Annotated in this window: 36 protein-coding genes; 28 read left to right on the top strand and 8 right to left on the bottom strand. The window is 67.9% G+C overall.

The window, feature by feature from the left end; translation table 11 throughout:
* Nucleotides 1-44 precede the first annotated feature (44 nt).
* The 14 genes from BJ982_RS19200 to BJ982_RS19135 all read left to right on the top strand — a co-directional run bounded on the left by BJ982_RS19200 (nt 45) and on the right by BJ982_RS19135 (nt 7499).
* Nucleotides 45-617 carry a M48 family metalloprotease gene (locus tag BJ982_RS19200; RefSeq protein WP_184881968.1) on the top strand — a complete coding sequence of 191 codons (573 nt, stop codon included), beginning with the start codon at nt 45-47 and terminating at the stop codon, nt 615-617.
* 88 nt (nt 618-705) lie between these two features.
* Complete coding sequence (locus tag BJ982_RS19195) at nt 706-906, top strand: hypothetical protein (protein WP_184881966.1); 201 nt, start codon at nt 706-708, stop codon at nt 904-906.
* Between the two features lie 97 nt (nt 907-1003).
* Nucleotides 1004-1183, top strand: coding sequence for a hypothetical protein (locus BJ982_RS19190; protein WP_184881964.1), 180 nt, complete (start codon nt 1004-1006; stop codon nt 1181-1183).
* Between the two features lie 35 nt (nt 1184-1218).
* On the top strand, nt 1219-1509 hold the full coding sequence (locus BJ982_RS19185) for an HU family DNA-binding protein (protein WP_184881962.1): 291 nt from the start codon (nt 1219-1221) through the stop codon (nt 1507-1509).
* Between the two features lie 5 nt (nt 1510-1514).
* Nucleotides 1515-1754, top strand: coding sequence for a hypothetical protein (locus BJ982_RS19180; RefSeq protein WP_184881960.1), 240 nt, complete (start codon nt 1515-1517; stop codon nt 1752-1754).
* A gap of 44 nt (nt 1755-1798) precedes the next feature.
* Nucleotides 1799-1984, top strand: coding sequence for a hypothetical protein (locus BJ982_RS19175; RefSeq protein WP_184881958.1), 186 nt, complete (start codon nt 1799-1801; stop codon nt 1982-1984).
* A 97-nt stretch (nt 1985-2081) separates the two neighbouring features.
* Nucleotides 2082-2339 (top strand): hypothetical protein, encoded by a 258-nt coding sequence (locus BJ982_RS19170; RefSeq protein WP_184881956.1) that lies wholly within the window; start codon nt 2082-2084, stop codon nt 2337-2339.
* Nucleotides 2339-3025 (top strand): NUDIX domain-containing protein, encoded by a 687-nt coding sequence (locus BJ982_RS19165; protein ID WP_184881954.1) that lies wholly within the window; start codon nt 2339-2341, stop codon nt 3023-3025. Before BJ982_RS19170 ends, BJ982_RS19165 begins: the two co-directional genes overlap by 1 nt.
* A gap of 11 nt (nt 3026-3036) precedes the next feature.
* Nucleotides 3037-3393: a RapZ C-terminal domain-containing protein gene (locus BJ982_RS19160; protein ID WP_184881952.1), complete on the top strand. Its 357-nt coding sequence runs from the start codon at nt 3037-3039 to the stop codon at nt 3391-3393.
* Between the two features lie 174 nt (nt 3394-3567).
* A complete protein-coding gene (locus BJ982_RS19155; protein WP_184881950.1) occupies nt 3568-3969 on the top strand; it encodes a hypothetical protein in 402 nt (133 codons plus the stop codon).
* 212 nt (nt 3970-4181) lie between these two features.
* On the top strand, nt 4182-5150 hold the full coding sequence (locus BJ982_RS40470) for a tyrosine-type recombinase/integrase (protein WP_184881948.1): 969 nt from the start codon (nt 4182-4184) through the stop codon (nt 5148-5150).
* 199 nt (nt 5151-5349) lie between these two features.
* On the top strand, nt 5350-6273 hold the full coding sequence (locus tag BJ982_RS19145) for a hypothetical protein (protein ID WP_184881947.1): 924 nt from the start codon (nt 5350-5352) through the stop codon (nt 6271-6273).
* Between the two features lie 37 nt (nt 6274-6310).
* Nucleotides 6311-6862 (top strand): hypothetical protein, encoded by a 552-nt coding sequence (locus BJ982_RS19140; RefSeq protein WP_184881945.1) that lies wholly within the window; start codon nt 6311-6313, stop codon nt 6860-6862.
* Between the two features lie 130 nt (nt 6863-6992).
* The gene (locus BJ982_RS19135) at nt 6993-7499 is read left to right on the top strand and encodes a hypothetical protein (protein ID WP_184881943.1); all 507 of its coding nucleotides are present in this window, start codon (nt 6993-6995) and stop codon (nt 7497-7499) included.
* Nucleotides 7500-7555: 56 nt separating this feature from the next.
* On the opposite strand, the gene BJ982_RS19130 is transcribed toward BJ982_RS19135, so the two are convergent.
* Nucleotides 7556-7933 (bottom strand): DUF8825 domain-containing protein, encoded by a 378-nt coding sequence (locus BJ982_RS19130; RefSeq protein ID WP_184881940.1) that lies wholly within the window; start codon nt 7931-7933, stop codon nt 7556-7558.
* Between the two features lie 29 nt (nt 7934-7962).
* Here BJ982_RS19130 and BJ982_RS19125 point away from each other — a divergent pair, with 29 nt between their 5' ends.
* The 3 genes from BJ982_RS19125 (at nt 7963) to BJ982_RS19115 (ending at nt 9018) form a co-directional block, all read left to right on the top strand.
* Nucleotides 7963-8325 (top strand): hypothetical protein, encoded by a 363-nt coding sequence (locus BJ982_RS19125; protein ID WP_184881938.1) that lies wholly within the window; start codon nt 7963-7965, stop codon nt 8323-8325.
* Nucleotides 8326-8368: 43 nt separating this feature from the next.
* Nucleotides 8369-8551 carry a hypothetical protein gene (locus BJ982_RS19120; protein WP_184881936.1) on the top strand — a complete coding sequence of 61 codons (183 nt, stop codon included), beginning with the start codon at nt 8369-8371 and terminating at the stop codon, nt 8549-8551.
* A 287-nt stretch (nt 8552-8838) separates the two neighbouring features.
* A complete protein-coding gene (locus BJ982_RS19115) occupies nt 8839-9018 on the top strand; it encodes a hypothetical protein (RefSeq protein WP_184881935.1) in 180 nt (59 codons plus the stop codon).
* Between the two features lie 209 nt (nt 9019-9227).
* Here the strand turns inward: BJ982_RS19115 and BJ982_RS19110 are convergent, their stop codons facing one another.
* Nucleotides 9228-9530 (bottom strand): DUF8825 domain-containing protein, encoded by a 303-nt coding sequence (locus tag BJ982_RS19110; protein WP_184881933.1) that lies wholly within the window; start codon nt 9528-9530, stop codon nt 9228-9230.
* A gap of 107 nt (nt 9531-9637) precedes the next feature.
* Between BJ982_RS19110 and BJ982_RS19105 the strand changes: the two genes are divergently transcribed.
* The 3 genes from BJ982_RS19105 (at nt 9638) to BJ982_RS19095 (ending at nt 12129) form a co-directional block, all read left to right on the top strand.
* Nucleotides 9638-10027: an SDR family oxidoreductase gene (locus BJ982_RS19105; RefSeq protein ID WP_311772279.1), complete on the top strand. Its 390-nt coding sequence runs from the start codon at nt 9638-9640 to the stop codon at nt 10025-10027.
* Between the two features lie 687 nt (nt 10028-10714).
* Complete coding sequence (locus tag BJ982_RS19100; RefSeq protein ID WP_184881931.1) at nt 10715-10915, top strand: hypothetical protein; 201 nt, start codon at nt 10715-10717, stop codon at nt 10913-10915.
* Between the two features lie 410 nt (nt 10916-11325).
* Entirely contained in the window at nt 11326-12129 is an 804-nt protein-coding gene (locus BJ982_RS19095) for a hypothetical protein (RefSeq protein ID WP_184881929.1), read from the top strand.
* 556 nt (nt 12130-12685) lie between these two features.
* Here BJ982_RS19095 and BJ982_RS19090 read toward each other — a convergent pair.
* Complete coding sequence (locus BJ982_RS19090) at nt 12686-13507, bottom strand: hypothetical protein (RefSeq protein ID WP_184881927.1); 822 nt, start codon at nt 13505-13507, stop codon at nt 12686-12688.
* Nucleotides 13508-14475: 968 nt separating this feature from the next.
* Here BJ982_RS19090 and BJ982_RS19085 point away from each other — a divergent pair.
* From BJ982_RS19085 to BJ982_RS19080, 3 genes are read left to right on the top strand one after another with little or no spacing between them, the layout of a single operon-like run.
* The gene (locus tag BJ982_RS19085) at nt 14476-15309 is read left to right on the top strand and encodes a tyrosine-type recombinase/integrase (RefSeq protein WP_203959520.1); all 834 of its coding nucleotides are present in this window, start codon (nt 14476-14478) and stop codon (nt 15307-15309) included.
* Entirely contained in the window at nt 15306-15539 is a 234-nt protein-coding gene (locus BJ982_RS38565) for a site-specific integrase (protein ID WP_203959521.1), read from the top strand. Before BJ982_RS19085 ends, BJ982_RS38565 begins: the two co-directional genes overlap by 4 nt.
* The gene (locus tag BJ982_RS19080; protein ID WP_184881925.1) at nt 15536-15856 is read left to right on the top strand and encodes a hypothetical protein; all 321 of its coding nucleotides are present in this window, start codon (nt 15536-15538) and stop codon (nt 15854-15856) included. Before BJ982_RS38565 ends, BJ982_RS19080 begins: the two co-directional genes overlap by 4 nt.
* A 359-nt stretch (nt 15857-16215) precedes the next feature.
* Here the strand turns inward: BJ982_RS19080 and BJ982_RS19075 are convergent, their stop codons facing one another.
* Complete coding sequence (locus tag BJ982_RS19075) at nt 16216-16662, bottom strand: DUF8243 domain-containing protein (RefSeq protein WP_184881924.1); 447 nt, start codon at nt 16660-16662, stop codon at nt 16216-16218.
* Between the two features lie 1775 nt (nt 16663-18437).
* Between BJ982_RS19075 and murJ the strand changes: the two genes are divergently transcribed.
* The 3 genes from murJ (at nt 18438) to BJ982_RS19065 (ending at nt 21669) form a co-directional block, all read left to right on the top strand.
* On the top strand, nt 18438-20099 hold the full coding sequence (gene murJ, locus BJ982_RS19070) for a murein biosynthesis integral membrane protein MurJ (protein ID WP_184881922.1): 1662 nt from the start codon (nt 18438-18440) through the stop codon (nt 20097-20099).
* A 91-nt stretch (nt 20100-20190) separates the two neighbouring features.
* Nucleotides 20191-20325 (top strand): hypothetical protein, encoded by a 135-nt coding sequence (locus tag BJ982_RS39425; protein ID WP_260413797.1) that lies wholly within the window; start codon nt 20191-20193, stop codon nt 20323-20325.
* A gap of 1086 nt (nt 20326-21411) precedes the next feature.
* The gene (locus BJ982_RS19065; protein WP_184881921.1) at nt 21412-21669 is read left to right on the top strand and encodes a hypothetical protein; all 258 of its coding nucleotides are present in this window, start codon (nt 21412-21414) and stop codon (nt 21667-21669) included.
* A gap of 81 nt (nt 21670-21750) precedes the next feature.
* On the opposite strand, the gene BJ982_RS19060 is transcribed toward BJ982_RS19065, so the two are convergent.
* Nucleotides 21751-21978 (bottom strand): hypothetical protein, encoded by a 228-nt coding sequence (locus tag BJ982_RS19060; protein ID WP_203959522.1) that lies wholly within the window; start codon nt 21976-21978, stop codon nt 21751-21753.
* A 44-nt stretch (nt 21979-22022) separates the two neighbouring features.
* A complete protein-coding gene (locus tag BJ982_RS19055; protein ID WP_184881917.1) occupies nt 22023-22688 on the bottom strand; it encodes an HNH endonuclease family protein in 666 nt (221 codons plus the stop codon).
* 109 nt (nt 22689-22797) lie between these two features.
* Here BJ982_RS19055 and BJ982_RS19050 point away from each other — a divergent pair, with 109 nt between their 5' ends.
* Together BJ982_RS19050 and BJ982_RS19045 are read left to right on the top strand one after the other, a co-directional pair.
* Nucleotides 22798-22947, top strand: a complete 150-nt coding sequence (locus tag BJ982_RS19050; RefSeq protein ID WP_221483259.1) for a hypothetical protein — start codon at nt 22798-22800, stop codon at nt 22945-22947.
* Nucleotides 22948-23245: 298 nt separating this feature from the next.
* Entirely contained in the window at nt 23246-23413 is a 168-nt protein-coding gene (locus tag BJ982_RS19045) for a hypothetical protein (RefSeq protein ID WP_184881913.1), read from the top strand.
* Between the two features lie 70 nt (nt 23414-23483).
* Here the strand turns inward: BJ982_RS19045 and BJ982_RS19040 are convergent, their stop codons facing one another.
* Nucleotides 23484-24458 carry a hypothetical protein gene (locus BJ982_RS19040; RefSeq protein WP_184881911.1) on the bottom strand — a complete coding sequence of 325 codons (975 nt, stop codon included), beginning with the start codon at nt 24456-24458 and terminating at the stop codon, nt 23484-23486.
* Between the two features lie 225 nt (nt 24459-24683).
* On the bottom strand, nt 24684-24944 hold the full coding sequence (locus BJ982_RS19035) for a holin (protein ID WP_184881909.1): 261 nt from the start codon (nt 24942-24944) through the stop codon (nt 24684-24686).
* Nucleotides 24945-24947 lie beyond the last annotated feature (3 nt).

Here is a 24947-nt window from a genome sequence, read left to right as displayed (position 1 = left end):
CGATCTAACTGCCCTTCGCGTGATCGACATCAGGAGAAACGATCATGTGTGACCTGCTTAACCATGCCGAGACGCTGCGCCGCGCCGCAGGCATGCCGCACCTGACCGTCACCGCCGCCCCGCACATGTCGGGGGCGGCCCGCGCCGAACGCTCCCACCGCTGCTCCCCCGGCCCCACGGTCGTCTTCGGCGGCGAGGCCGTAGCCGAGCCGCCGCTGGTGCGCCTGGCCACCCTGGGCCACGAGCTCGCCCACCACGACCTCGGCCACACCACCGACCCGGTCGACTACTGGATCATCTACCTGCAGCGCGCCCTCGGCGTGGCCGCGCTGATCGCCGCGCTGGCGGACGCCTGGGCCGTGCTCGGCGGGCTGGCCACCGCGGCGGCGATGGTGTGGCTGGCCACCAACGCCATGTACCGGCGCCGTGAGGTCGCCGCCGACGCCCGCGCCCTGGCCCTGCTCGACCGCGCGGGCCTGCCCGGCCGCGAGGCGATGGCCGCCATGCACGCCGCCGACCTGGTGGTCGACCCGTGGTGGCACGCCGCCGGCGGCTTTGTCTTCACAGGCCACCCGCCGGTGTACGCCCGCGCCCGCCGCTTGGACCTCGCCCGCTGACGGCGCGGACGCTGCGGGAGCCGCCCGGCGATCCGGGCGCGCTCGGAACGTCCGCTCCACACCCGACCACCTCTATAGGAGGAGCCCCATGGCCACCACCCAAAAGTTCCGCACCCTTGGCGGAGTGCTCACCACCTGGACCGAGACCGGGCTGTCCGCGCCGCACGGCCGCGCGGGCGGCCGCTACCCCGTCGGCACGGTGACCTGCCAGGGCTGCGGGCACAGCCGCCGCGACGTCTCGCCGCAGGCGGCCGGGTCCCACGCCGAGAAGTGCCGCCGGGTGCCCTGAACCGTCACCACCGGCGGACGCTCGCCTGGTCCGCCCCGATCGTGCCAGAGCCCGGAGCGGCACCTACAGCAATAACGCCAAAGAAAGGGAGAACGACATGGGTTTGATCAGAAACAAGGGCCAGAGCCCGCAGGAGCGCAAAGCCGCCGTCCAGGCGTACAAGCAGGCCCGCGAGGCGCTGGAGGCTAACACCGACCGCGACGAGACCGACGAGTACCTGCAGCTCAACAGCGAGGTCGCCAAGGCCGAGAAGAACATCCCCTGGATCTACCGGTAACCCGCCCCCGACCTATCACCCCGAAAGGATCGTCCATGAACAAGACCGAGCTCATCGCCGCCGTAGCCGAGCGGCTCGACATCCACAAGACGACCGCCGAGGCCGCGGTCACCGCAGTCCTGGACACCATCCGCACCGCGGTCGCCTCCGGCGACCGGGTCCAGGTCATCGGGTTCGGCACCTGGGAGGCGTCCCACAAGCCGGCCCGGCAGGGCCGCAACCCCTCCACCGGCGAGACCATCCACATCGCCGAGTCCCGGGTCCCTCGGTTCAAGCCCGGCACCGAGTTCAAGGCCCTGGTGAACAAGACCCCCGCGGCGAGGTGACGGCGATGCCCAGCCGCATGACCGCCGGCCAGCTCGCCAAGGCCAAGCAGGCCGCCGCGACCGCCGCCACGCTCAGCAAGCTCGCCGAGACCGCGACCGGGCTCGGCGTCACCAGACAGGCCAAGAACCAGGCCGAGGGCGAGCTAGTGGCCGCCGTCGGCAAGCGCAAGGCCACCCGGTTGAAGGAAGACGCCCTGCGGCGCGCCGGCGCCCGCGCCAAGGGACTGCACCGCCTGTTCGGCTGACCACTCCCACCGCCACGCAGCACACAACGAAGAAGGAGCACACGATGCCGCAGAGCAAGGCCGACCGCGACGCCGCCATCAAGAAGATCAAGGACAAGGTCTGCGCCGACTTCAAGGCCGACGGCGTCACCCCGAGCGAGGTCGTCCTCAAGGACAACGGCGACATCGTCATCGACAGGAGCAAGACCCACAGCTGGGCCCAGCCCATGACCGTCGGCAAGTGGCGCTAGGACTCAACCCTGCGCGGGCGCGCACCAGCGTGGTCACTCCGCCAAGAACGCCCACGCCGGGCGCGCCCGCCCACCCCATCAGAGAGGTACACCCATCATGCCCGTACTCACCTACCCGCTGCTCACCACCGCCGAGCGGGAAACCGCCGAGGACGCCATTCGCGCCCACCTCAACAACCTGCTCGCCGACGCCCGCGAGAACGGCGACTGGATGGCCCTGGAGACCCTCACCGACGAGGCCGAACGCTGGATCTCCAACCACGAGGTGACCCCGGACCGCGCCGAGGAGATCCTCGCCAGCCTGGACGACGCCGAGCGCGGCATCGTCGCCCGCTACCTCGACGGAGGCATGTGATGCCCGGCCGCCAGTACACCCACCCCGACGTCCTCACCACCGGCGTCACCGAGGGCTGGGCCGACCCGCAGACCGACCCGACCCGGATCGACTGGCCGCCCCGGCAGGCCGCCGCCCTGATCGCCTTCGAGGTCGTCGACGGCCGTCCGCTCAACCCGTGCGCACCGACCGGCATCCGGTACGGCCGCAACGAGTTGGGCCATTGGGGTGAGCAGGTGTGCGCTGATGCGATCCCCACTGCCTGGGACGAGGACGGCCACCGGTGGATCGTCATGGTGGAGCGCGCCGACGGCCACGGCTGGGCGCTCCCCGGTGGCAAAGCGGACCCCGGCGAGGAGCCGACCGCGACGGCGATCCGCGAGCTAGCCGAGGAGACCGGACTCGTCCTCGGGGAGCACAACGCCCTGTGGGTCGCGCTCCCGGCCCGCGTCGTCCCCGACCCGCGCCAGAGCGACGAGGCGTGGATGGTCACCGTCCCGGTCCGCGCGCACATGGGCACCATGCACCGCGCCGACCTGCCCGCACTGGTGGGCGCCGACGACGCCAAGCGCGCCGAGTGGGTCAGGGCCGACACCTACAACGACCTCGTCCACCACATCGCAGGCTACGGCGGCCGGGTGTTCGCCGCCCACCGCCAGATGCTCGCCGACATCCTCGACGCCTGCCCCGAGGGCGGTAGCCGGTGACCATCCACGTCATGTCTTTCGGCTACGGCCACGCCCCGGCGCCTGAGGCCGACCTGACCATCGACGCCCGCCGCCTGTTCCGCAACCGCTGCGACGACCCCGCCATGCGGCACGCCACCGGCCTCGACGCGGACGTCCGCGACCACGTCATGGCCACCCCGGGCATCGGCTCCACCATCGCCGCGGCCATCCACTACGCCATCGGCCTGGCCTCCTGCGGCCTGGACTGCACCATCGCCGCCGGATGCGCCGGCGGGCGGCGCCGCTCGGTGGTGTTGGCCGCCGAGATCGCTCGCGGGTTGCGCGACTGCGGCGTGGCCGTGCAGCTCACCCACCGGGACGTGCACAGTCCCGTCATCCAGGCGTAGCCCGTACCCGCGTCCCGCCCGCGGGGAAGGCGCGGGTGGGACGCCCCACGAAAAGACCACACGATGCGGGCGCCGACCGGTCGCACTGGACCGCGCTGCCCGTTGAGCCCCACCCTTACCGCTACGCGCCCCGCTCGCCTCGCCCGAGCGGGACGCCCCCAGGAGAGGAACGCCATGAGCGACAGCACCGACAGGGTGGCCCAGTACTACACCGACCGCGACCACCTGGTGGCAGCGCTGCTCGACCCGGGCGCCCGCGTCGTGATCGCCAACACCCTCCAATACGGGCAAGGCCACGAGCGGGGCGGCGGGGCGTTCGGCCCGGTCGACGACCAGGCCGTGGAGAAGGCCACCTCCGACATCCTCGCCGCACTCGCCGCGCGCTCCATGACCATCACCCGGCCCCGGCTGCTCAGCCGGCGCGCCATCGAGGAGCTCCTCCCGGCCGCGCGGGCGGCGTGGACCGATGCCGGCGGCGAGGACGACGTGGATGCCGGGTTGCGCGCGGTGGTGGCCGAGCTGACCGTGCTGATCGCTTTCCAGCTCGGGCGCGCGTCGGCCGCGCGGAGGCGGTGAGTTCGATTCAGGCAAATCCGGCAGCTCTGGGGCATGACAAGGCTTGTTCTCGCGCGCCAGTCCTGCGGCCCCTGGTGTTCGGAATCGACGGTTTCCGAGCAAGATCCGTACGGACTGGTGCGAGACTCCGATCCGGGCCCGCGTGGTGTTCGGAAACGTGATCAAAAGTCTTGATGTCTCACAATCCCCTGACCACCCTATGAGGAGCGAGAGTGACGATCGTCGACCGAGCCCCGGCCGCCGACCTAACTGTCCCAACGCCGCTGCCCGACCGGATCCAGCAGCTGACGATGGACTGGCTGCTGTCGTTCTCCTCCCCTGCGACCCGCCGCGCCTACCGGGTGCACCTGGCCCAGTGGCTCGCGTTCGCCGCCGGCGCGGACATCAACCCGCTCACCGCCTCCCGTGGGGAGGGGAACTTGTGGGCGAGGTGGCTGGAGGTCCCGCCGCGCAGTTGCAAGCCAGCCACCGTGGCGGCGAAGCTCGCCGCGGTCTCCTCCTGGTACGGCTTCCTGGTCGAGGAGGACGCGATCGACCCGCCCCGGTTCACCGCGGCGGCGCGGCCGAAGCTCGACCGGATGCACTCGGAGACGGTCGGGCTGACCGAGGAGGAGGCGCGGGCGCTCATCGCCGCGGCGGACGCCGACCGCGCGCCGGCGGCGCTGCGCACGGCGGCCGTCATCCGGTTGATGGTCGCGATCGGCCCGCGCGTGGCCGAGGTGTGCGCGCTCCAGATGTCCTCGCTCGGCTTCGAACGCGGCCACCGCACAGTGCGGATCGTCGGCAAGGGCAAGAAGGTGCGGGTGCGAAACCTGCCGCCCGCGCCCGCCGCGGCTCTGGACGCCTACCTCGAGGCGCGCGCCCGGGCGGAAGGCGTCGCGGTGGCCGACCTCGACGGCTCGCTGTTCGTCACCGCGTCGGGCCAACCGCTCGCCTCGCGGTACCTGTTCGCCCTTGTCCAGCGGATCGCTCGAGACGCCGGGCTGGAGCATCCGGAACGGGTGACGCCGCACACGCTGCGGCACACGTTCGCCACGGTGGCGGATGAGTACAAGGCACCGCTGTCGCACCTGCAGGACGCGCTCGGCCACGCCTCGCCGGAGACGACCCGCCGGTACATCCACGCGCGCAATCGGCTGGAGCAGGACCCGTCACAGATCGTCGCCGCCGTTCTGGGCTGACGCGGGCTGCTTCCGCCCACTATTCACGCAAGGGCGACCGCAGAGGGTGATGCACTAGTTGCTCGTCTTCTTCAACCTCGGCCCATAGCAATCCGTTATGACCAACTGTCTCCGGATTGCCCGTTAGATCCCATTCGAGACCGTCCGCAATGTGGGATAGTCGCTCCACTCCCACTCCTATCGAAGGCGGTGTCGTTCCATGACGAACAGGAAAGACAGGGAACGAACCGTTGCGTTTTACGAGATAGTCAGCGACAAGCACGAGCGGATGACACAGATCGACTGGCCCAAGATCCTCGCCGGGCTGTTTGGCGCACCGATCAAGGACCGGATGGTCCGGGGCCGGCTGCGGACCCTAGTCGGCCAGGTCGTGACCTACCAGGAAACGGACCACCTCCTGCTCGGGAAGGTCAAGGACGCCGCCGAGTGGATCGAGCAAGTGAACTTCGAGGACGGGTCCATCGAACAGTTCAACAGCGCCGAGAACCGCGGTCTCCTCGAGACCTCGGTCATGTGCTTCTTGCCCTATGGAAACATCGTTGGAATGATCCGAGGCTCGACCTCGGCCCCCGGGTCCAACGCTCTCGCCGAGTGGATCAATGGCATCGACATCCTAGAAGGTGAGGTCGATGTCCGTGCCATCGTGAGCAAAAGCGCGATGGACAAGATCCAGAAGGCCGACGGCGCGCAGACGATGGAATTCCGCGTGGGGACCAGCAAGGCGGCAGCCGTGGCCGACGCCAACACCAGACTGGGCCGCACCATCCACACACTCCGGCAGGAGTACGGCGACGCGAAGATCACGATCATCGTCGACGTCCCCAAGGACAAGTCCTACCGCAGGGCACACCGCGAGCTCCTTGACGATGTCATGCAGTTGGCCGCTATCACCGACGTGGCCGAGAACGCCAGAGCCAAGCTCACCTACTTCGACGCCACCGAGGAGGCGGAGGCCGAGAGCGTCAACCTCATGCAGGAGCGAATCACGGCCAAGAGGCGGATATCGAGTTTCGACGCCCAGGGACAGCTGATCCGAAATTCGTCGGCCGTGGGTGCAATCATGACAGTAGCGGCCGAAGTCGAACACGCGTTGCGCCTGGCTGTGGACGCCATCGACCGCTAGTGTCCGTGTTCACGGTGTGACCAGGGAAGGGTGCGCCATGACGTCTGAGCGTCGCTTGGCTGACCTGATCATCGAGCACCCAGCAATCGACCTTCTGTTCTCCGCCGCGCTCGTCGGCTTGCACCTGTTCGTCGTGCTCAAGTTCCACCATGGGGACGTCATCGGATGGATGGCGCAGGACGATCGCAAGGATCTGTACACGACCGGCGCTACCGTCATCGCGATCATCTTCGGGTTCGCGTCAGCCGCCGTAGCCCACTACTCCAGCGCCCAAGGAGATCGCGCCCGAACCGCCAAGCGCACGTTCGGCAAGACCCTACGTAATCAATGGCTCGGGACGCTGGCGCTCCCAATGCTCGCCGCTCTGGCTTGCCTGGTGGCCATGGCGCTTGACGGTAACAAATCGGGCGAGCTGGTCGCCGCTCGCTGGATCTTCGAGGCCGCCGTGTGCTTGGCGGCGGTCAAGGTGCTGCGCGTTCTGTACCTCTTCCAGATCATGCTCGACATGACCGACCTGGATGCCGTGGACCAAGGCCGAGTGCCCGCCCCTGCGATCAAGCCAGGTTGGCTGGACAGGCACGCTTCCTAATCAGAGCTGATCCACACGCGACGGCCGCCCTCCCTCTGACAACAGGGAGAACGGCCGTCGCGCTCCATGTACCGATAACGCCGATTATCAGCCACCCCTAATGATCTTGACTGTGCGAGAGGATCGACCCATGCAGGACCGCACCGACCACATTCTCGCCGCGATCGATGGCGCCCTGGAGTGGGATCCACATGAGGGCGACGCTATGCGGTGGACGCCGGAAGCACCGCACCGAGTGCAGCCTCCCAAGCTTCCTGTGATCACTCCGGAGCAGCTTGAGGGCCTCACGCAGGCGTTCGTGCCGCTGGCCATGGCAATGCAGGAATCCATTCGCCAGATCGGTGAAGCGTACGCCAGCATGGCGCGAACCCTGGCGCAGTCGCCGGAGTGGCAGGCTTTCGTCGAGTTCGCGAATTCTCCGCAGGGTCGCACCTTGATCGAAGCCCACGAGCGCGGCGAGATCGAGCCCGATCCCGGCCGCTGCCACTGCTTCTGCGGTCGCCGTCACGACGATCGAATGGGTATCTGCGCCGGGGAAGCGGCCGGTACGGTGCGCTACCGCAGCGCGAGCGTGGGAACCGTGGACGTGGCCATGTGCCAACCCTGCCTCGACGCGGAACCCGCCCAGTCGCGATAGGCAGCGCGCCTCTCGCCCCGTTACCCTCGGGTGGCGGGGCGTTACCATGTCCAGGCTCAGCCTTGAGCGCGGGCCAGCTTCTGCAGTTCCAGCCGTCGGGCGTACTTGTCCATCGCGGTCTCCCAGTACTCGTGTCCGTACAGGATCCCCACGAGCCGGCCTCGCTCAGCCCGGGCACCCTCGACCGCAGCGCGCAGATCCTCGTCCCACGCGGCTTCGCCGGCGACGACGTCCACTGACGAGGGGAGCTGGGCGACGAGCCGCTCAACTTCGGCGTCGGCGGCGTAGTAGTCCCGCTGGGCCTGCAGCAGGTCGGCAGGGAACTCGATCTCGGTGTCGTCGGCCATGGTGCTCCCCTGGATCGTGCGTTTCGGGCCGATCCTACGAGGGCTGATCTCGATCATCGGCGACGCCCCACCGGTAGCGAAGTACACCAGCAGCGACCAGTCCGCGTCACACTCGCATGACCTCTAAGCCCTCCCGCCCCTCTCGATTACTGCCCGGCGAAAAGATCTTCCTTAAGATCTGCGGGTGGCTCCTCGGGGCCGGGGCCATCTTCTATGCGGGGTATCTCGCCGGTGGCGCCGAGTTCACCGTTCTGGTGCCAGAGAGTGAAGGCGGGGACTGCGCCGCGATTCAGAAGGAGGCCGCAGAACACATTGAGGAAGGCACCCGACAGTTCAAGATCAACAACGGAGTCACCGACGGTTCGCATGAATCCCGAACCGGCGCCCATATGATCATCAATAACCCTCATTGCTACACAGAGGCGGACGTCGCTTCCGCTCAAGCCATGCTGGACGCGCTCGCGAAGCTACCCAGCTAGGGCTCTTGCCATCCTCTGACCTGCCCTTTCCTATCCTGTCCCCATGGCAGCGCGGCGGGTCGGCACGGACGGCTTCGAGGTGGAGTGCATCGTGCTGAACGGCCGGCCGACGATGCGGGTCTGCCAGCTGGGCTATGTGGTCGCCTACGTCCACTCCGTGCGGGAGCTGGCCGCGATCGTTGCACTGGAGGACCTGGTGGAGGTCGTCTCTCTGCCGAGGCGGTGAAGCGGGCGGGGCGGCTCCGCGGATACCAGCCGGGAGGCGCCCCGCCCTACGCACGGGCCCGGCAATCGGTCCCTGCTCCCGGGCGACAATAGCGTCTCTCTGCTCGTTGTCCAGGGACTCAGAGGGATCCATGACGATCGAGTGGGATGGATCGTCGATCCTGATACGCATCTCCGATCACTCCACTAGAGTGCGACTGCCGATCGCGTTTCGCATACGGACAGATACCAGCCGTAGCGACTGCGGGCGAGGTCGGCGATGCCCGGCAATCCCTACTAGGAGACCGAATGGAGTCCACCCTGCTCAAAGCCGCCAAAGCGAGCATTGTGCTTGCCGTGCTCGCGGTGGCCGCCTACGCGATCAGACGATCCTCCACTGCCGCCCCCGGTGGCATGGCGAAACTCGTCCTCGCGTTGGCCGCGCTGCTCGGCGCCGTCCCCCTGATCCTCGACGCGCTTCCAGACTGACCGCATCCAGGCTGCCGACATAGCATGACGCGCCCGTCTCCACGCTGGAGGCGGGCGCGTTCTCATAGCCAGCGGGCATGGTTTCACGCGCAACCTAACGTTCGTTTGGTGCGTCCCAATGGTGACGCTGTCGCGGGGGCGACGGCGAGGGCGGCGTTGCGGCCCTTTCGCTGCGAGGGTGTGAGAGGGCCCAGCCACACCTTGAGCCCTCAGCTCCGCGGCGGCTTCTGGAATGCCTCCCAGCCGGCCTTCTGCAGCGCCTCACGGGCCGCCAGCCTGCTGTCCGCCTGGCCCCACCAGTCGTGAGGCGCGTACAGGGCATCCAGCGCCAGCCCACGCTCGCGGCGCGCCGCGGCCAGCTCCTCCTCCTGCGCCGGACTGATGGCCGCCTCACCGGCAACAATCTCGGACGCCGGCGGCAGGTTCCCCTCGAAGGACTGCACCACGGCGTCGGCCTCGTAGAAGGCCACCTGTGCCTTGAGCATGTCGTCAGGGATCTCGTAGTCGGCCATGATGCTCCCCCGGGTCGCGCGGTACGGGCCGATCCTACGAGGGGCCTCCTGGCGTGAGGATGGCGCCCTGCCGCCACGATCCGAGCACGCGTAGAACGATCGACGCAGTGGGTCACGGCGCCCTCCGGGGCGCTCTGGTCCGCCTGCTGGGCGACTCCTTGCAGATCGCCTACGGCGCGGTGAAGGCGGCGTTGATCAACGTCACCAGATACATCGCCGTCCAGTACGGGCCGCAGCGGGTCCGCTGCAACGCCGTCGCCCCGGGGGCGGTGATGACTCCGGCACTGCGCGACAACATGCCGGCCGAGGCCATCGAGCGGCTCCAGAGTCACAACGCGCTGCCGTATCTGGGGGCTCCCGAAGACATCGGCAACACGATGCTCTTCCTCGCCTCCGACGAGTCGCGCTACATGACAGGGCAGACACTCGTGGTGGACGGCGGTTGTACCAGCCAGTCCCCGCTCGCACCGGATCGCAGGACACTGCTCCCCGAGTGAAGCCCTGCCTGCCCGCCCCCCTTCGCTTCACCCCCGCCCCGGCCCGGCGGCGGCCACGGTGAGGGCGTCGGCCACGCCCTGCGTGTCGGCCCGGTGTTGCACGGCCAGGGAGGTCATCTCCTGGTGGGACATCTGGTCGTGCACGCCGTCGGAGGTTGTGCGGCATCAGATTGTCCGGAGGATTGTCTCAGGTTTGCCACCGACAACGGCCCCCCGCCGGGCAATGGCGGAGGGCCGTTCATGTAATAGCCCACGGCGCTCGTCCGGACCAACAAACTGACGCTTTGGGGCTGCGACCAGGGGCGATGCTCCGATTCGGAGGCCGCTGTTCCCGGCGCTACCCAACCATCATCGGCCATGACCCCGAGGACCAGGAACACCTACGGCCCCCATCGGATCGTCTAGGACTGCTCCGGACTGAGGCGGACCGTCGTGGATCGCGCCACCGGCCCGCACAATCTCTTGCTTAGGCCGCCGAGCAGGGAAGAAACGGTTGTCGTATGCCGGTCCGGTCTGTGTGGGATTGTTCGCGAAAGCCGATCGTCACGTCCCGCTCCCCGCCACGGCGATCAGCCGCGATGATGCGTGTATCGACGTCTGAGGCGCACGGGGAGGGCAACCCCGTCGCGCGTCCCCTCACACCGTCGAACCACGCTCGTCCGGACCACAACACGCTTGGAGGCATTCATGCCGTTCCTGCCCTGCCTGCCCGTCCCGCGCCCCGGCTCGTCCGGGCGCCTGGTGATCCTGCTCGTGGTGCTGCTGTTCGTCGTCGTGCTGTCGGTGACGGGCCGGGACCCGGCCCTGGCGCTGGGCGTGGCGCTCGCGGCGGTCACCGCGATCGCGCGCCTGGACGCGGTGGTGACCCAGATCGCGTCCGAGCGCTGAGCGAGACCCCGATGGGAAGACCCGAGAGCCCCATCACTGGGGAAGGCCCGGTCGTTGAGCTGGCGCTTGCGCTGCGTGACTTGCGCGCACGGGCCGGCCAACCCACCTATCGCAAGATGGCCGAAGATCCCCGCTGCCTCAGCAGGCACTCCCCGCTGGCGGAAGCCGCCCGCGGGCGGACCTGCCCGACCTGGGAGGTTCTGCGTGACTACGTCATCGCGTGCGGCGAACAGCCCGAGGACTGGCAGGAGCGGTGGGAACGAGCACACAAAGCCCCCCGGCGTCGGCGCCCGGCAGTCTCGCGCCAGACGTCCGCGACAAGCAGCAGCATGGCCAGGGCCCACACCGCACCCCAGCACCCCACACCGTCGGCCCCCGATCCCTGGCAGGCACACTCAGCCCGCGAGTTCGTGCTGGCGCTGCGCGAGTTGCGGGCTTGGAGCGGGCAGCGTAGCTACTACGACGTGGCATCCGCAGCCGAGATTCGGCTGGCCAAAAGCACCGTGTACGACGCGCTCAACCCCAACCGGGAACGTATGCCCCCGCTGGAGATCGTCCGCGCCATCGTGATCGCCTGCCGCGCCGACCTCGAGACCTGGACCCAAGCCTGGCAGCACCTGCGTCTGCGGGAACACCAGCGGGCCCCGCTCCCAACTCGCCCAAGCATCAGTCGCCGCGACCCTTTCCTCTCGCCCCCTCCTGACCTGGCCACAGTTCTCACAGGCCCCGATGCCAACGGCCGTAAGCCGCTCGGCGGACAGTCCGAGGAGATGGCGAGAGCGCGCGACGACCGACGGATAGTCGGCAACAACCCGCCGAAATATGACCACATCAACCTGGCCCAGGCTGGGACGCTGCCCCTCGCCCGGGACACCAGGGCGCACGTTGTCGAGCGCGGCTACGTGGTCGGCATGCGCGGCGGCGGACTCCGGCAGACTTGGGTGTTCTTCAAGGATCTGGAACCTGCGCTGATCTTCGGCCGGACCGGGCGGATGTCGGCCGGCGACATCACTGGCTACGGGGTCTACGAGGCCGCACGGGAGACCCGCTACGACAAAATCCTGGGCAAGGAGATGACCACGCTGCACATGGCTGGCGAGTCACTGGACCGCCGCAAGAATGAGCGAGAGGCCTACATCCGATGGCTACAAGGAGTGGATCTAGAGTCGGCGCAATTCGCACCCCAGTCGAGGCGGGTTGAAAAAGCCGTATGAACCCCTCGGAACAATCCCCCAGGCCCCGGTCGCGGAACCCGTGCCCTAGAACGGTCAAGGATGATGACAACGAACTGCCCCGGCCGCTGCTGGTCGGCCGCGACGCCGACCGTGTGTTCAACGAGCTGTACCGAAGTTGGGCGCTGGAGTACAACGTCGACCCGGATGAGGATCCGGAATTCCTGCGCGCCTCGCGCGTGGCGACTGGGCACGACCCGGAGACTGGTCTGCCCGCCGGTACCCCGTAGCAGCCGACACCTTCAGCGCCTGTCCTTACTTCACGAAACCCAGTACTTCGTACGGCATGCACGGGGATAGCGCCGAGCGCGCACGGCGCAGGATGGCCTGGCGCGATCCCGATCCACGCTTCCTCGCCGGGACGCCGTCGTGCGCGTAGTTCTATAGGCGCGGTCCGGGCCGCTGATTCGCCACCTCTGGCGATCGTCGCCCCGGACCGCGATAGACCTTCCCAAGAGGGTCGGCCTACGTTGTCGCAGCTGAGCTATGCAGGCATCGGCCCTGCCGTCGGCCGACGCGCGGCCGCTTCGGTCGGCGGTTAGAATAGCCCCCCCGACTTGTTGGCCTTGGCGAGCTTCTGGGCCCGCGCGTACAGCTCATCGCGTATCGGGGCCGGCGGGCTGAATCCGTCCGCGTGACGGGTGAGGAACCGCTCGGTGGTCTGCTTGCGGGTCGCCGGCGCGCTGGCCCGCTGGTATTCGGGCGTGGCCAGCAGCTCGGCCGCCAGCTCATCGAGGCGGTCATCGCTGATCTGCGCATACGCCGCTCTGGCCAGCTCATCGGCCCGGTCGTAGGCGATCCGGAGCGCCTCCCATTCGACCACCCGAGGAGTGTCCGGCGGGATCAGCAGGCTGCCGGTCCGGTGCCGGGCTCCTGCCTTGGCGGCCCGGAACTCCGGGTTGGCCAGCAGCGCCTCGACGAGTTCGGCGGTGAGCCGCTCCCGCTCCTCCTCGGTGAGCCGGCCGTCTTCGTCCTCGGCGTCGTCCGGCGACTCCTCATCCTCGGCGAGCTGCTGCCACTCGGCGTACCAGCCGGCGCGATGCTTCCAGAAGTGCACGATGCCGTTCGTGGCGAACGCGACGCTGAGCTGACCGATCTGCCCATTGCGCTTAAGCAGGTGCTCGGGCGGATCGTCGACCTCGTACTCATCATCGCCGGGGTCGAACGGTGCGGCCTTCAGGTAGAGCACCCCGCCCCCGAGCTTGCGCGCCAGAGCCAAGAACCCGGGCAGATCCAGCACGTCCGGGGCCAGGCACACCTCCGCCCCGAGGGCATGCCCAGGAACGGCGGGCACCAGCGTGAGCGAGGCGGTATCGGCGAACTCGGCGACCGACCGGGCGAGCTTGGCGAGGCTGTCCACGAGCGCACCGTAATCACCCCGAGTGGCAGGCCACCGCCGTGATCGCTCCCTAGGGCTCCAGCTATCCGCCTTCCAGTGCGACGACACGCGCCCGGCCCCGTGATTCGTGTAAGCGCGGATGCTTACACTCTCCGGTCGCACCGCCTTCCAATGCGACCACACGCACCCGGTCCCTTGCAGTCCCGGCGGCGCGTCTGGAGCACTGTGCTGTCAGGTCAACCGCGGGGGACGTCCCGGGCGGTCATGACACCCGGATGCGCCGCGACTTCGGTGGTGAGGTTTCTTCGGTCGAGAAACCCCCCGCGCATGTGTACCGTGATGTGTAAGCGCGGACGCTTACACTCGCCGGTCGCACTGACGACCACCGTGGCGAAGGCTTGAGAAAAGAGATGGGGGAGAAACCCCGTGCCCGGTGAGTCTTGCCGGACTCGGGCGCTGGTGGCTCCTCCCCCAGTTCGGGCGGTCCTCGGTCCTCCTCGCGTGTCAGCGCGAGAGAGGACCAGGGCCGTCGTCATCGGTCAGCAGTGACCAAAGACGCCGGCCGATCTCCCACAGCAGCACGCGAACCAGGCCGCGCCCGCCAAAGGCGATAAGCCGGCCCCAGGGAACTCCCCCAGACCTTGGCCCCTCAGCATCCGAACGACGGTGCTTTCCCATGGCACTACCTGTCTCCTGGTTGGACCACCAAGCCGACTCCGCAGAGACCGGCCGGTGGGGCCGCCCTTCGGGCAACCACGTGGAGCCGTCCGATGAGACAGCGACCAACCAAGACCAAGCTGAGGCAAAGCCTATCGACGGCGAGCCGCGCGCGAAGTGTTCATCAATTGACGAGCTCAGATGATCGGCCGACAGGCCGTTGAGTCTGGGCCCGGTGTTGGCTGGTGTCGGCTGGTGTGGTCCCCCGTCGTCTCGTTCTGGCTCCTGATAATTCTTGTCAGGAGTCAACATTCGCCCCGGGAGGCACACCCGTGACCGCGCTCGCACCCCGCCGGACCGGCCCGGCCGACCCGGCGACCCTCCCGGCGCACACCGCCGTCGACCACTGGCTGAGCCCGGCCGCCCGCGCGGCGATCGAGGCCGGCGTCCCGGAGTCGACCCGCCGCGCCTACGCCCGCGACTGGAGCGCCTTCGCCGCCTGGTGCGCCGAGCGCGGCCGCGCGCCGATGCCGGCGACCGCCCAGACCGTCACCGAGTACGTCACCCACCTGACCGCCGTGCCCTCGGCGCGCACCGGTCGGCCGCTCGCCCCGCCGTCCATCGAGCGGGCCCTGGCGGCGATCCGCACCATGCACCAGGCCGCCGACGCGGGCCCGCCGCAGACCAAGGCCGCCCGTAAGGTGCTGGCCGGGTACCGCGAGCGCCTGGCCCTGGCCAAGGATCCCGCCGCCCGGCCCCGCAAGGCCGACCCCGCCGTGCCCGACGCCCTGCGCGCCATGCTCGCCACCCTCGACCGGGCCACGCTGGCCGGCAAATGCGACGCGGTCGCGCTGCTGCTCGGCTACGCCTGCGCGGCCCGCGTCAGCGAGCTGGCCGCGCTGGACATCGCCGACGTCGCCGAGACCTCTGACGGGCTGCTGGTCACCGTCTACCGGCGGAAGATCAAGAAGTTCACCGAGGCGGCCATCCCCTACGGCCGCGTCCCCGCGACGTGCCCGGTGCGCGCGGTGCGCGACCTGCTGGCCGCCATGGACAGGCCGGCAGCACCGCCGGGCCGCTGCTGGTGCGCATCGACCGGCACGGCCGCATCGCTCCGCCCCTGCGCCGGGAAGGCCGCACCATCGGCGACCCGGCCGGGCGGATGACCGCCGAGGCCGTCGCCGACGTTGTGGCGCGCATCGCCGCGGCCGCCGGGTTGGAAGGCCGCTGGAGCGGCCACAGCCTGCGCCGCGGGTTCGCCACCGCCGCCCGGCGCGACGGCAAGACCCTGGAGCGCATCGGCCGCCACGGCGGCTGGGCCGACGGCTCCCGCGCGCTGCTCGGCTACCTCGAAGAGGGCGACCGCTGGACCGACAACCCGGTGACCGGGCTGTGAGCGGCACCTACGAGGCGCTGGCCGACATCGCGGCCGCCGCCCGCGCCGCCTACGCCGGCGGGGCGCACCTGCGGGTGCGCTCCAGCGGCATCGTCCACCAGGTCGCGATGACGCGCTGGCTGGGCGGGCACCTGATGCCCGGCCCGGCGTGCATGGTCGGCGTCAGCGGCTGGGACCCCGGCGCCGCCCACCCCGACCACGGCGAGGTCACCTGCCGCCGCTGCCTGAAGCTCCACCAGCCCGCCGCCGATGGGCAGCTCGACCTGTTCGGCGCCCTCGCCCCCGGTCCAGCCCCGCAGCAGCTGCCCGCCTGGTGACCCGGGCGCGGACCTAGGTCCATGCATAGGCAACCACCTACATTCCTAGGCGCCTACCTAGCCGCTCGCGCGGGTACGCGCGTACCTGCGCGCCTCGGCGCGTACGCACAATTAGGGGTACGGCCGGAATGCGCCCGAAAGGGCCACCCATCGGTGGCGACCTTGGTGGGGGCCTGACGTTCCGGCTCTAACAGCGAGGGATAAGTCGGGGCTCCGCTCTGCGAAAGTCCGTGGCTCCGCAGGTCGTATTACTCCGGCCGCCCCTGATGTACACCTTATGGAAGCATCTCCCACGCGCTGGTCGGCTGCGCCGAGGCGCACGCCAGCCGCGCCAAGGCCGCGGCCAACGCGACGCTTCTTCATGCGTACAGGTACTTGTGCCTGTCGATCCAGTAGGAGCGGCTGGTGAACTCCCGTCCGCAAACATGGCACGGCGCAGTGCGCCCCTCGTCGGCGAACTCGAAGACGTTGTGCACGCCGAGCACGGTGTCACGCAGCAGCCGCTCCTCATGCACCCGTTGGTTGACGGCATACGCGACGATGTCCAGCGCGGTCGGCGTGCGACCGCACGGACAGGGCGATCCGCCCGAGGCAGGGATGACCCAGAAGCCACCAACCGCCCCGAGCGGTAGGCGCAGGAGTCCCTCGATGTAGCGGAGCTCAGCGGGCGGCGTCTCGACCATGGGCCCCAGCTCAGGGAGCAGCGAGATGACCCGGCGCATCTCGTCGTCACCGAGCTTGATCCCCGTCCTAGCGCCGCTTTGGCGGTAGTAGTCCTTCAGTTCCTGAAGTGATTCGGTCGGCATGATTCATCCTTCTGACGGGAACCAACGTTCCCAGCTCTAAGCGATGACGCCGCCGGTCATCGACCGGCGCGCGCCGAGACCGGCCACACCATGGGAATCACATGACGCGCGGTGGAGAGTCACCCCGCATCGGGGGTTGAGGAACCGCAGGACAGCCGTTAGCGGTACCCGCCGGCACCGCCATCCACAGGCGAAACCCCGGCGTCCGCTCCCACCGCCTGACGTGCGGTCTCCGGCAGATGCGGCCCGTTTCCGCCGTACTCCGGTGGCACCCCAATTACTGCCGCCCGAACGGCGGCCCCTTGGGATGACACGCCGCCGTCTTGCCGAATGCAGACCCAGGCACAACCACCGGCCTACCTAGCCGCCCGCGCAGGCGGGTGGCCATCCGGGTATCTGCCTATGCAGCTACAAGAGCTCTCAGCACGCGTGCGTAGAGGTTGGCGTCTCCATCGAGGTCGTGGACTGCCGCCTCGGCAATGCCTGCACTAACACCGCCCGGTTGTACGTGCTGCTGGATGACAAGGTCGCCGACGCTGTGTAACAACAGAAGCTGCTCATGCCGAGGCAGTTCGCGTATACATCAACATCCTGAATTGATCCGGATAGGAAGCTGGTCAATGGCGCGTGAAGGCCATATCGACGACTAATGCACAAGGCTCGCACCTATCAGCTTCCTGGCATGGCATTAGCGATATGGCGACGATTCATCCTTCTTACGCACCGAACCGGTGGCGGATCACGTTACTCCGCCACCGGCCCACGCTATCGCGTTTTAGTCCTGCTTACTATTCTGCCAGCGTTTACGCCTGGCGATCCTTACCTACCCAGAAGAGGGGGTTCGGCGAACTCCTCGTGGCCGACGTTGGGTGAAGTCTCACCCAAATCACACCAAGCCGTTGAAGTGGATGTTCCGCCGACGTAAGGGCCGTAGACCCTGTGGGTGAAGGGACTTCCCTGAGGCCTGCAGTCGACCCACACACGGTGTGTGTGCTGGGCCGGGTGGCTGGGGCACCAGGACTTGCCACCTGCCTTACCTCCGCTGGACAGTGGCGCGTGCGTGCAGAGAAGAAGTGCGGCTGATGTGCTGGTGGCAGAGGCCGGCGGGCCTGTTACCAGAAGGGAAGTGGCTAAAGCCCCACCCGTCAATACCGATGCCAGCACGAGTCGCTTTTTCATGTCCCGCCTTTCGGGGGTAGGTATGAAACCTTGCCGAAATGCACGCTGGAACCGAAGCCAGCGTGCCGCGCGCGGCGTGAATTCGGAATGGGGGGAGGCCGTGCGCCCCGACCAAACCAGCGCCGCACTGCAGATATTAACCAATTCAGATCTTCGCCGGTACGGAGGTGGGCATAGTATTTCGCTCTGGGTTAAAAACGATGAGTTTTCGGAAAGATGGATACCCTAATTACGGGTAGGCGAACTGAAACGGATGTCGTCTACTACTTGGGAGTGTGGCCGAATTGGGGCACGGTCAGTAGTGCTCCCCGTACTCAGGCGTTGACCGCGACTTCGACGCCGAGCCTTCACTGCCGCCGCCGGTCCATATCACAGCGAATGGTGATTCTCCAACACGGCGCTACACCGACGCGGGCTATCGCCGCTTCCGATACGCTCGTGGGCTGTTGCCGTCGGTTCAGTACAGCCGCAGTACTGCGGTATTTTCGACTGGCATATTGCCGGAGTCCTCACACGGCGGGACCGGCGTTCAAGCGGAGCCAGTCCGTGCGCGACCTGATCGTCGTCAGTAGAACACCGGTTGGAGGATGAGCAGCATGAGTCGCAGCCTGCGTGTCAGCGCGATCATGGCGGCAGGCACGATGGTGTCCAGGGTCACCGGATTCGTTCGCACGATGGTGCTCGCCTATGCCATCGGCACGGCGGCGATGGGCGACGCGTACAACGCGGCCTACGCCATTCCGTACAGCATCCTGGATCTGCTCCTGCTCGGCGTGCTGAGCAGCGTCGTGGTCCCCATGATCGTCAAAGCGCAGCAGCAGGACCCCGACGGCGGACGGGCCTACGAACAACGGCTGATGACCATCGTCACGCTCACGCTGATCGTTGTGGCGGTCGTGGCGGTGCTCGCCGCACCACTGCTGATCGACCTGTACACCACCAACTGGGCGCCCGACAGCAACGAATTCAAGGTCGCGGTGACGCTGGCCAGGTTCATCCTGCCGCAGCTGGCCTTCTTCGGCATCGGCGCCGTGGCCGGCGCCATACTCAACACCCGCGACCGCTTCGCGGCGCCCATGTGGGCACCAGTGGTCAACAACCTCGTGGTGATCTGCGTCCTACTGGCCTTCGCGCTAGTCACCGGCCACGCGGGCGGCAACATCTCGCAGGTCACCGATGCGCAGCTCGCACTACTCGGCTTGGGTACCACGGCCGGGATCGTGGCCCAGTCGGTGGTTCTGATCGTGTCGCTCAAGCGGGCCGGGTTCTCTTTCCGCCCCCGCTTCGACGTGCGCAACGCCCGACTGGGCGAGATGTCCAGAATGGGTATTTGGACCATAGGGTATGTGGTGATCACCCAGCTGGGCTTCATGCTCACCACAAATTTGTCCAGCTCGGCCGGCGACCAGGTGCCCGGCCACGGCATCACTCCCTACACCTTCGCCTTCCAGCTCTTCCAACTGCCCTACGGCGTCATCGGCGTCTCGGTGATCACCGCCATGCTGCCCCGGATGAGCCGCGCGGCCGGTGAAGGGCGGCTCGACCTGGTCCGTGATGAGTTCCAGTCGGGCGTGCGCCTCATCAGCGCGGTGATGGTGCCGATGTCGTTGCTGCTGATGATCCTGGGACCGGCCATCACCGTGCCGATCTACGCGCACGGGGCCACAACGGTGGACGACGCCGTCTACATCGGCAACGTGCTGCAGGTGTACGGCCTGGCGCTGATGCCGTTCACGATCTTCCAGTTACTGCTCCGCGTCTTCTACAGCTTCGGCGACACCCGCACGCCGGTACTGGTAGGTGCGGGCACAACGGCACTTCACGCCTTGCTTATGATGACCCTGTACTTCGTGCTGCCTGCCCGGTATGTCGTCATGGGACTCGCCTTCGCCTACGCCGTCGCCTATGCGGCGGGTGCCGTCGCGGCGTGGATGCTAGCCAGTCGCCGCGCGCAAGGGCTCGGGGGATGGGCTATCGGCTCGATCTTGACCAAGATGTACTGGTGCTCACTGCCCGGCGCCGTGCTCGCGCTGGCCTCGCTCTGGATTGCTCAGCAACTGTTCCGCTCGCCAGGATTTTCCAACGCGCTGCTCTCTCTGGCCGTTGGTGGTGGCCTTGGCATGTTCCTCTACCTCGTCATCGCCCACAAAGCGCGGATCACCGAGATCAGCTCGATCATCGGCCTTGTGACCGGACGCACGCGCCGACCAGTAGCAACACCTGCAGACATCCGCAGCGCTACAACGGCGCAGGACTGACCTGACGAAGTTGCCTCTGATCTGGGGTAACGGTCGTGTTGACGACTTAGTGATCACCGTCGTCGGGACTCCAACCAGGCGGTTATCTGCTGTGGAGCTGGGCCGGGGGCGTCAAGAGGCCGAGCTGCCCGGGGCCGGCGTCGTCCTAGACCTGGAGCTTCAGGCCGCGGCGGCGAGTGACCTCACCGTCGTCGGCGTGAGCGGCGCCGGAGCCCCCAGCCGCTGACTCCGACCATGCACACCGGGTCAGCTGCGGTAGTAGAAGAGTGATCCACCCGTCACCTTTCGTGTATTCCCCCCTCGCCTCTTAATGGGAGCTTCAGCCGCGGCCGACCGTCCGCATTCACGCCGATCCGAAGGCGGAGGCGTGTCATAGCCGCAACCATGCGCTTGCACCATTCCTCGCTTGCCACTCGTTCGCGATACCAGGACGGCATGGTTTGTCGCACAACCTAACGCACGCTTGATGCGCCCCAAATCTAACGCTGGCGCTACTGCGACGGATGCTCCCCGTGCTCGCGGTGCGGCGCCGATCGTACGGGGGTCACATTTCGTACACACGACGCCCTGCCCGCGCACACCAGGACTAGCGTTGCCGCGTCACGTACTGGGTAAAGAGGGAGCCGCACGATGAAGTCGCGCCGATTACCGTGGGGCCCGATAGCCGCGCTGCTGGGGACGGTCGTCGGCCTGATCGCTGCCTTCTGGCCGGTGTCGCTGAACGTACTGGGCACTACCGCGTCTTGCGGGCCGGCTGTGTTCGCCCTTTTCGCCTCTGGTGGCCAGGTTGTCGACGATGGCTCCTTGACCGCGATGGCTGTCCAGCAGTGCCAGGCGCAGGCGATGTCCCCCGTCGCAATCGGCGTCGTTCTCCTGCTGGGAGGGTGGGGCGCTTTCATGGTCTCGCTTGTCCTCCGCGGCAAGGCGGCGAGCGAGTCAGACGACAAGTACCAGCAGCTACGCACCGCGATCCAACATCTGCATTCGCCTCACCCTGCAAACCGTGCTGCATGCCTGTCGTGCAAGGTGCCCTGGCCGTGTCCCACCGCCCGAGCGGCCGGCGCGCCAGCAGTCAATCCCTTTGCCCGCGCTCGAAGGCCACCTGAGGCTTCAGCAGGTCGTCAGGGATCTCGTAGTCGGCCATGAAGCTCCCCCGGCCGCGGGTTGTGGCCGATCCTACGAGCAGCGATTCCGATCAGCGAGAACACCCCGACTACGGCGAAGCCGCTGCGAACGTCCGGATCCGGACACCACGCAAACCACGCGCGGGCGACCCTCGTCTTCTTCGTGTTCATCCCCACAGGAGGTCCTCTTGCGCTTCCGCTCTCTCGTTTCCACCGCCGCCCTGGCCGCCGGGCTGCTGGTCGCCCCCGTCGCCGTAGGCGCCGCCGACGCCACCACGGCCGCCGCGGCCTGCCAGTACAAGCGCGTCGGCAACCACTGGAACTGCATCACCCCGGGCGCGTACTGCCCGGCCGCCGCGCACGGCAAGCTCGGCATCTCGAAGACCGGAAATCGCTATCGGTGCACCCGGTACAGCAATGGCCGGTGGCGCTGGAAGCGCGCATAGCCGTTCGCGTCGGCCCCGATCCTTCGCGGAGGACCGGGGCCTATTCGTATCTATGGCGGGTTCCTCGCGCCCGAGGGCTTGCTACTCGGCCTCCATCTCCGCGAGCCCCTCAGGCAGTCCCGCCGCAACGGCGCGCACCACCGCGGCGTGCACCCATGGCCCGTCGCAGCCGACGACCGTGAGCGGGCTGCCGGTGACGGTGTACCACTCCTCGGCTCCGGTGTACTGGACGGTGATGGTGGCTTGGTCGCCGCGGACCTCGGTGGCCACGGTGAGGTCCCCGGTGACCACGCCGACCTCGTCCGTCATGACGCCACCAGGGCCGGCGACGACGTGGGCTTCAAGTCGGTCGCTCATGGGTTCTGGCCGTCGGGGCAGGTGTCGAGCATCTGGTCGAGCGCCGTCTTCTCCTCGGTGGTGACGGCGAGCCCGTAGAGGTGCTTAACGTCCGTCCAGGCGCGGGCGTAGGTGCACCAGTAGGAGCGCAGCGGCGGCTTCCACTGCGCCGGGTTCTGGTCGCCCTTGGCCCGGTTGCTGGCGGCGGACACGGCGATGAGCTGTGGGTTTACGAGGTCGTTGGCGAAGGCTCTCCGCTTGGCCGTCGACCAGGCGTCCGCACCCGAGCGCCAGGCGTTGGCCAGCGGCACCACGTGGTCGATGTCGACCTGGGCAGCGGCCGTGAGTGTCTTGCCGTCGTACTCGCTGTGCCAGGTGCCCGAGACCGCCCGGCACTCCTCGTCTCGCTCGACGGCGGTCCCGTCGCGTTCGAGGACGACCTCGCGGGTGGAGCACGACCCGCCCTGCTCGATCCAGTGCGGGAACTTCGCCCGGGAGTAGCCGGTCATCGCATGGGGCACGTCAACCGCGAGCTCGGCGAGTTCGACGCGTGCGGTCGCGGCCGGCGAGGGCTCAGGCAGCGTGACCGGTGCGGCGGACGCCGGTGATCCGCCAAGGAGAGCGGCCAGGAGCATGCTCAGGGAGATGAGAGCGGCGGACCGCCGCGGGGGTGTGAATGGCATGCACCACCGGTACAGCGCTCACGAGGGGATCTACGCTCGCTTTGCCATCCCTTGACCTGCGAATTCTTAGCCTGGCGGGGTGTCAATATGGGCTGGGCCGGATCGTTTCGTGATCGATCGGATCGTGCTGAACGGCCGACAGGTGCTGAGGATCCGCCAGTACGGAGTTCTGGTCGCGTACGCCCGGTCGGTGGCCGAGGTCGCCGAGCACGTCGCGCTGGAGGACCTGGTCGAGGTCGTCTCCCTGCCGTCGCGTTGAAGCGGGCGGGGGCCCCGCGGTTACCAGCCGGGGGCTTCCCGCCCTTGGGCGCAGAGGTCGACTAAGAAAACCATGCACCAACCCTCAACCCTAGCGTGTTCAGACGTTCACTTAGCGTGTAGCTGCGAACGCGCCCCCCGAATCTTCCTCAGGATCGGCAAACACATGGGCCGCACAGTCAAGCGAGCCGCTAGAGTTTGCCTTCGATTGCCGACCGTACGCGGACAATTACCAACCGTGAGCAATTCGGGCGGAATCGAGACAGAGGTCGACTAACATAGGCGAAGGGGAACTGCCCATGCACCAGCACATCCCGCTGATCGGCGTCATCGCCATCCTTACGACCGCGGCCTACGCAGTCCGCCGTACCTCCATCACAGCCCCCAAGCTGCTTGTTGGAGTGGTTGTGGCCCTGGCGGTCCTGCTCGGCGCCGTTCCGCCGGTCCTTGACTCCCTGGGCATCTGACCGCACCCAGGTTGCCAAGGAACTCCTCGGCGCCCGCCCTCCGGGGCGGGCGCCCTTAGTGCCCGTGCTACTAGGAGGACTCGGCCAGCTGCTGCACCGCCGCCAGAAGCGCCGGCCCAAGAAAGGCCGTCGCCTTCCCCAGGAAGCCCCCGATCCGCTGGAGCAGAGTCTTCTTCTCCTCCTGGGTGAGCTCGCCAGCGTTGCCCTTCTCCTCGATCTCAGCGATCGTTCGATCCAGGCCCTCGGCATCCTCCGCGTCGAGGCCCAGGGTGGGCAGCTGAGCGCGGACCCCGTCCAGCACACTCATGATCTTCTTGATGTCGACCTTCTGGTCCTGCGTCTGCGTGACGTCCCCTTGTCCGGTCATACCGAGCTGGCCGTGGAAGTCCCCGCCGACACTGACGTGCTGGCCGCCGCTCATCGCCATCCTCCCCATGTATGCCGCGATATCCCCTTGGTCCTGCTCCACGCAGTCAATCCCCCTCGACGTGATCTGCGCGCGCGGGGTGTGCCCTCCCCAGCTCTCGCCCCCCGTGATGAGCTTGTCCTCACGCAGCCGTGCCGCAGCGCGGTCCACCTCGCCCGCCTGGAACTGCTCGCCCCAGAAGAACGAGAGGCAGTCCAGGAAGAAGTGCTCGGCATTCGCCATGCTGGGCGTCTCGACCTTCGCGTCCTGGCCATAGAGCCACCGAAGGAGCGCGATTCGACACGCCGCGCGGCGCGCGGCGATGTCCGCACGCCTCCGCCGCACCCGCTGGGCTTCCCGCTTACCATCCGGGGTGATCGCGAGGCCGAAGTTCACCCAGCCGCCCACCGACCTTGCAACAGAGATCACGCCCCGAGAATCGAGGCCATGGATGATGCTCTCCGCGTGCTCTAGGAGCCGTGGCACGTCGCCGTGCCGCCCTACGGCCTCAGCGAGTTCGTGCAGGCGAGGGACGAGGCTGGGATCCAAGGCGGCGTATTCGTAGAGCATGTCCAACACGAGGTGCTCGAGGACCTCTTCTTCGGACCGGGCAAGCCCATGTTCCTTCAGCACATCCACGGCCACTGAGCGTACTCCCGCCGGGCGTGTGGGGCGGAGCGAAACGACGTCTGAAAACGCCAAAAGCAGCCCGTACCCCTCCTTGGGGAGGGATACGGGCTGCTGCGCACGCAAGTGACATGACCGGACTATCGCGGGGCGTGCTGGCGTCGATGTCCACCCATGACCGCGGCAGTACCTGTGACCGTTAGGACAACGACTCACGCTAGCCCTGGCCACCTGGGGTCATCGCTGGTCGTCCGGTAGGTCCGGGCGCGGGGTGTGCTGGGCCCTCCAGCCCGCGGCGACCGTGATGCCGGTCGGGATCAGCGGGATGAGGACGGTTTCCAGCCAGTCGGGCAGGAAGTCGATGAGGCTGTGGTCGGCGTCCACGGCCTGGAGGATGGCCAGCAGACCGATCGAGCCGAGGAAAGCCCCGACGCCGGCCGCCTTGACCTTGGCTTCGACCGGCCGCTTCGAGGGCGCCGGATCGGGTGAGATGTGCATGTA

Origin of the sequence: Sphaerisporangium siamense, assembly GCF_014205275.1 — a bacterium.
GTDB classification, from domain to species: Bacteria; Actinomycetota; Actinomycetes; order Streptosporangiales; family Streptosporangiaceae; genus Sphaerisporangium; species Sphaerisporangium siamense.
The sequence above is the reverse complement of the archived record's forward strand: the minus strand, read 5'-3'. Positions and strand labels throughout refer to the sequence as shown.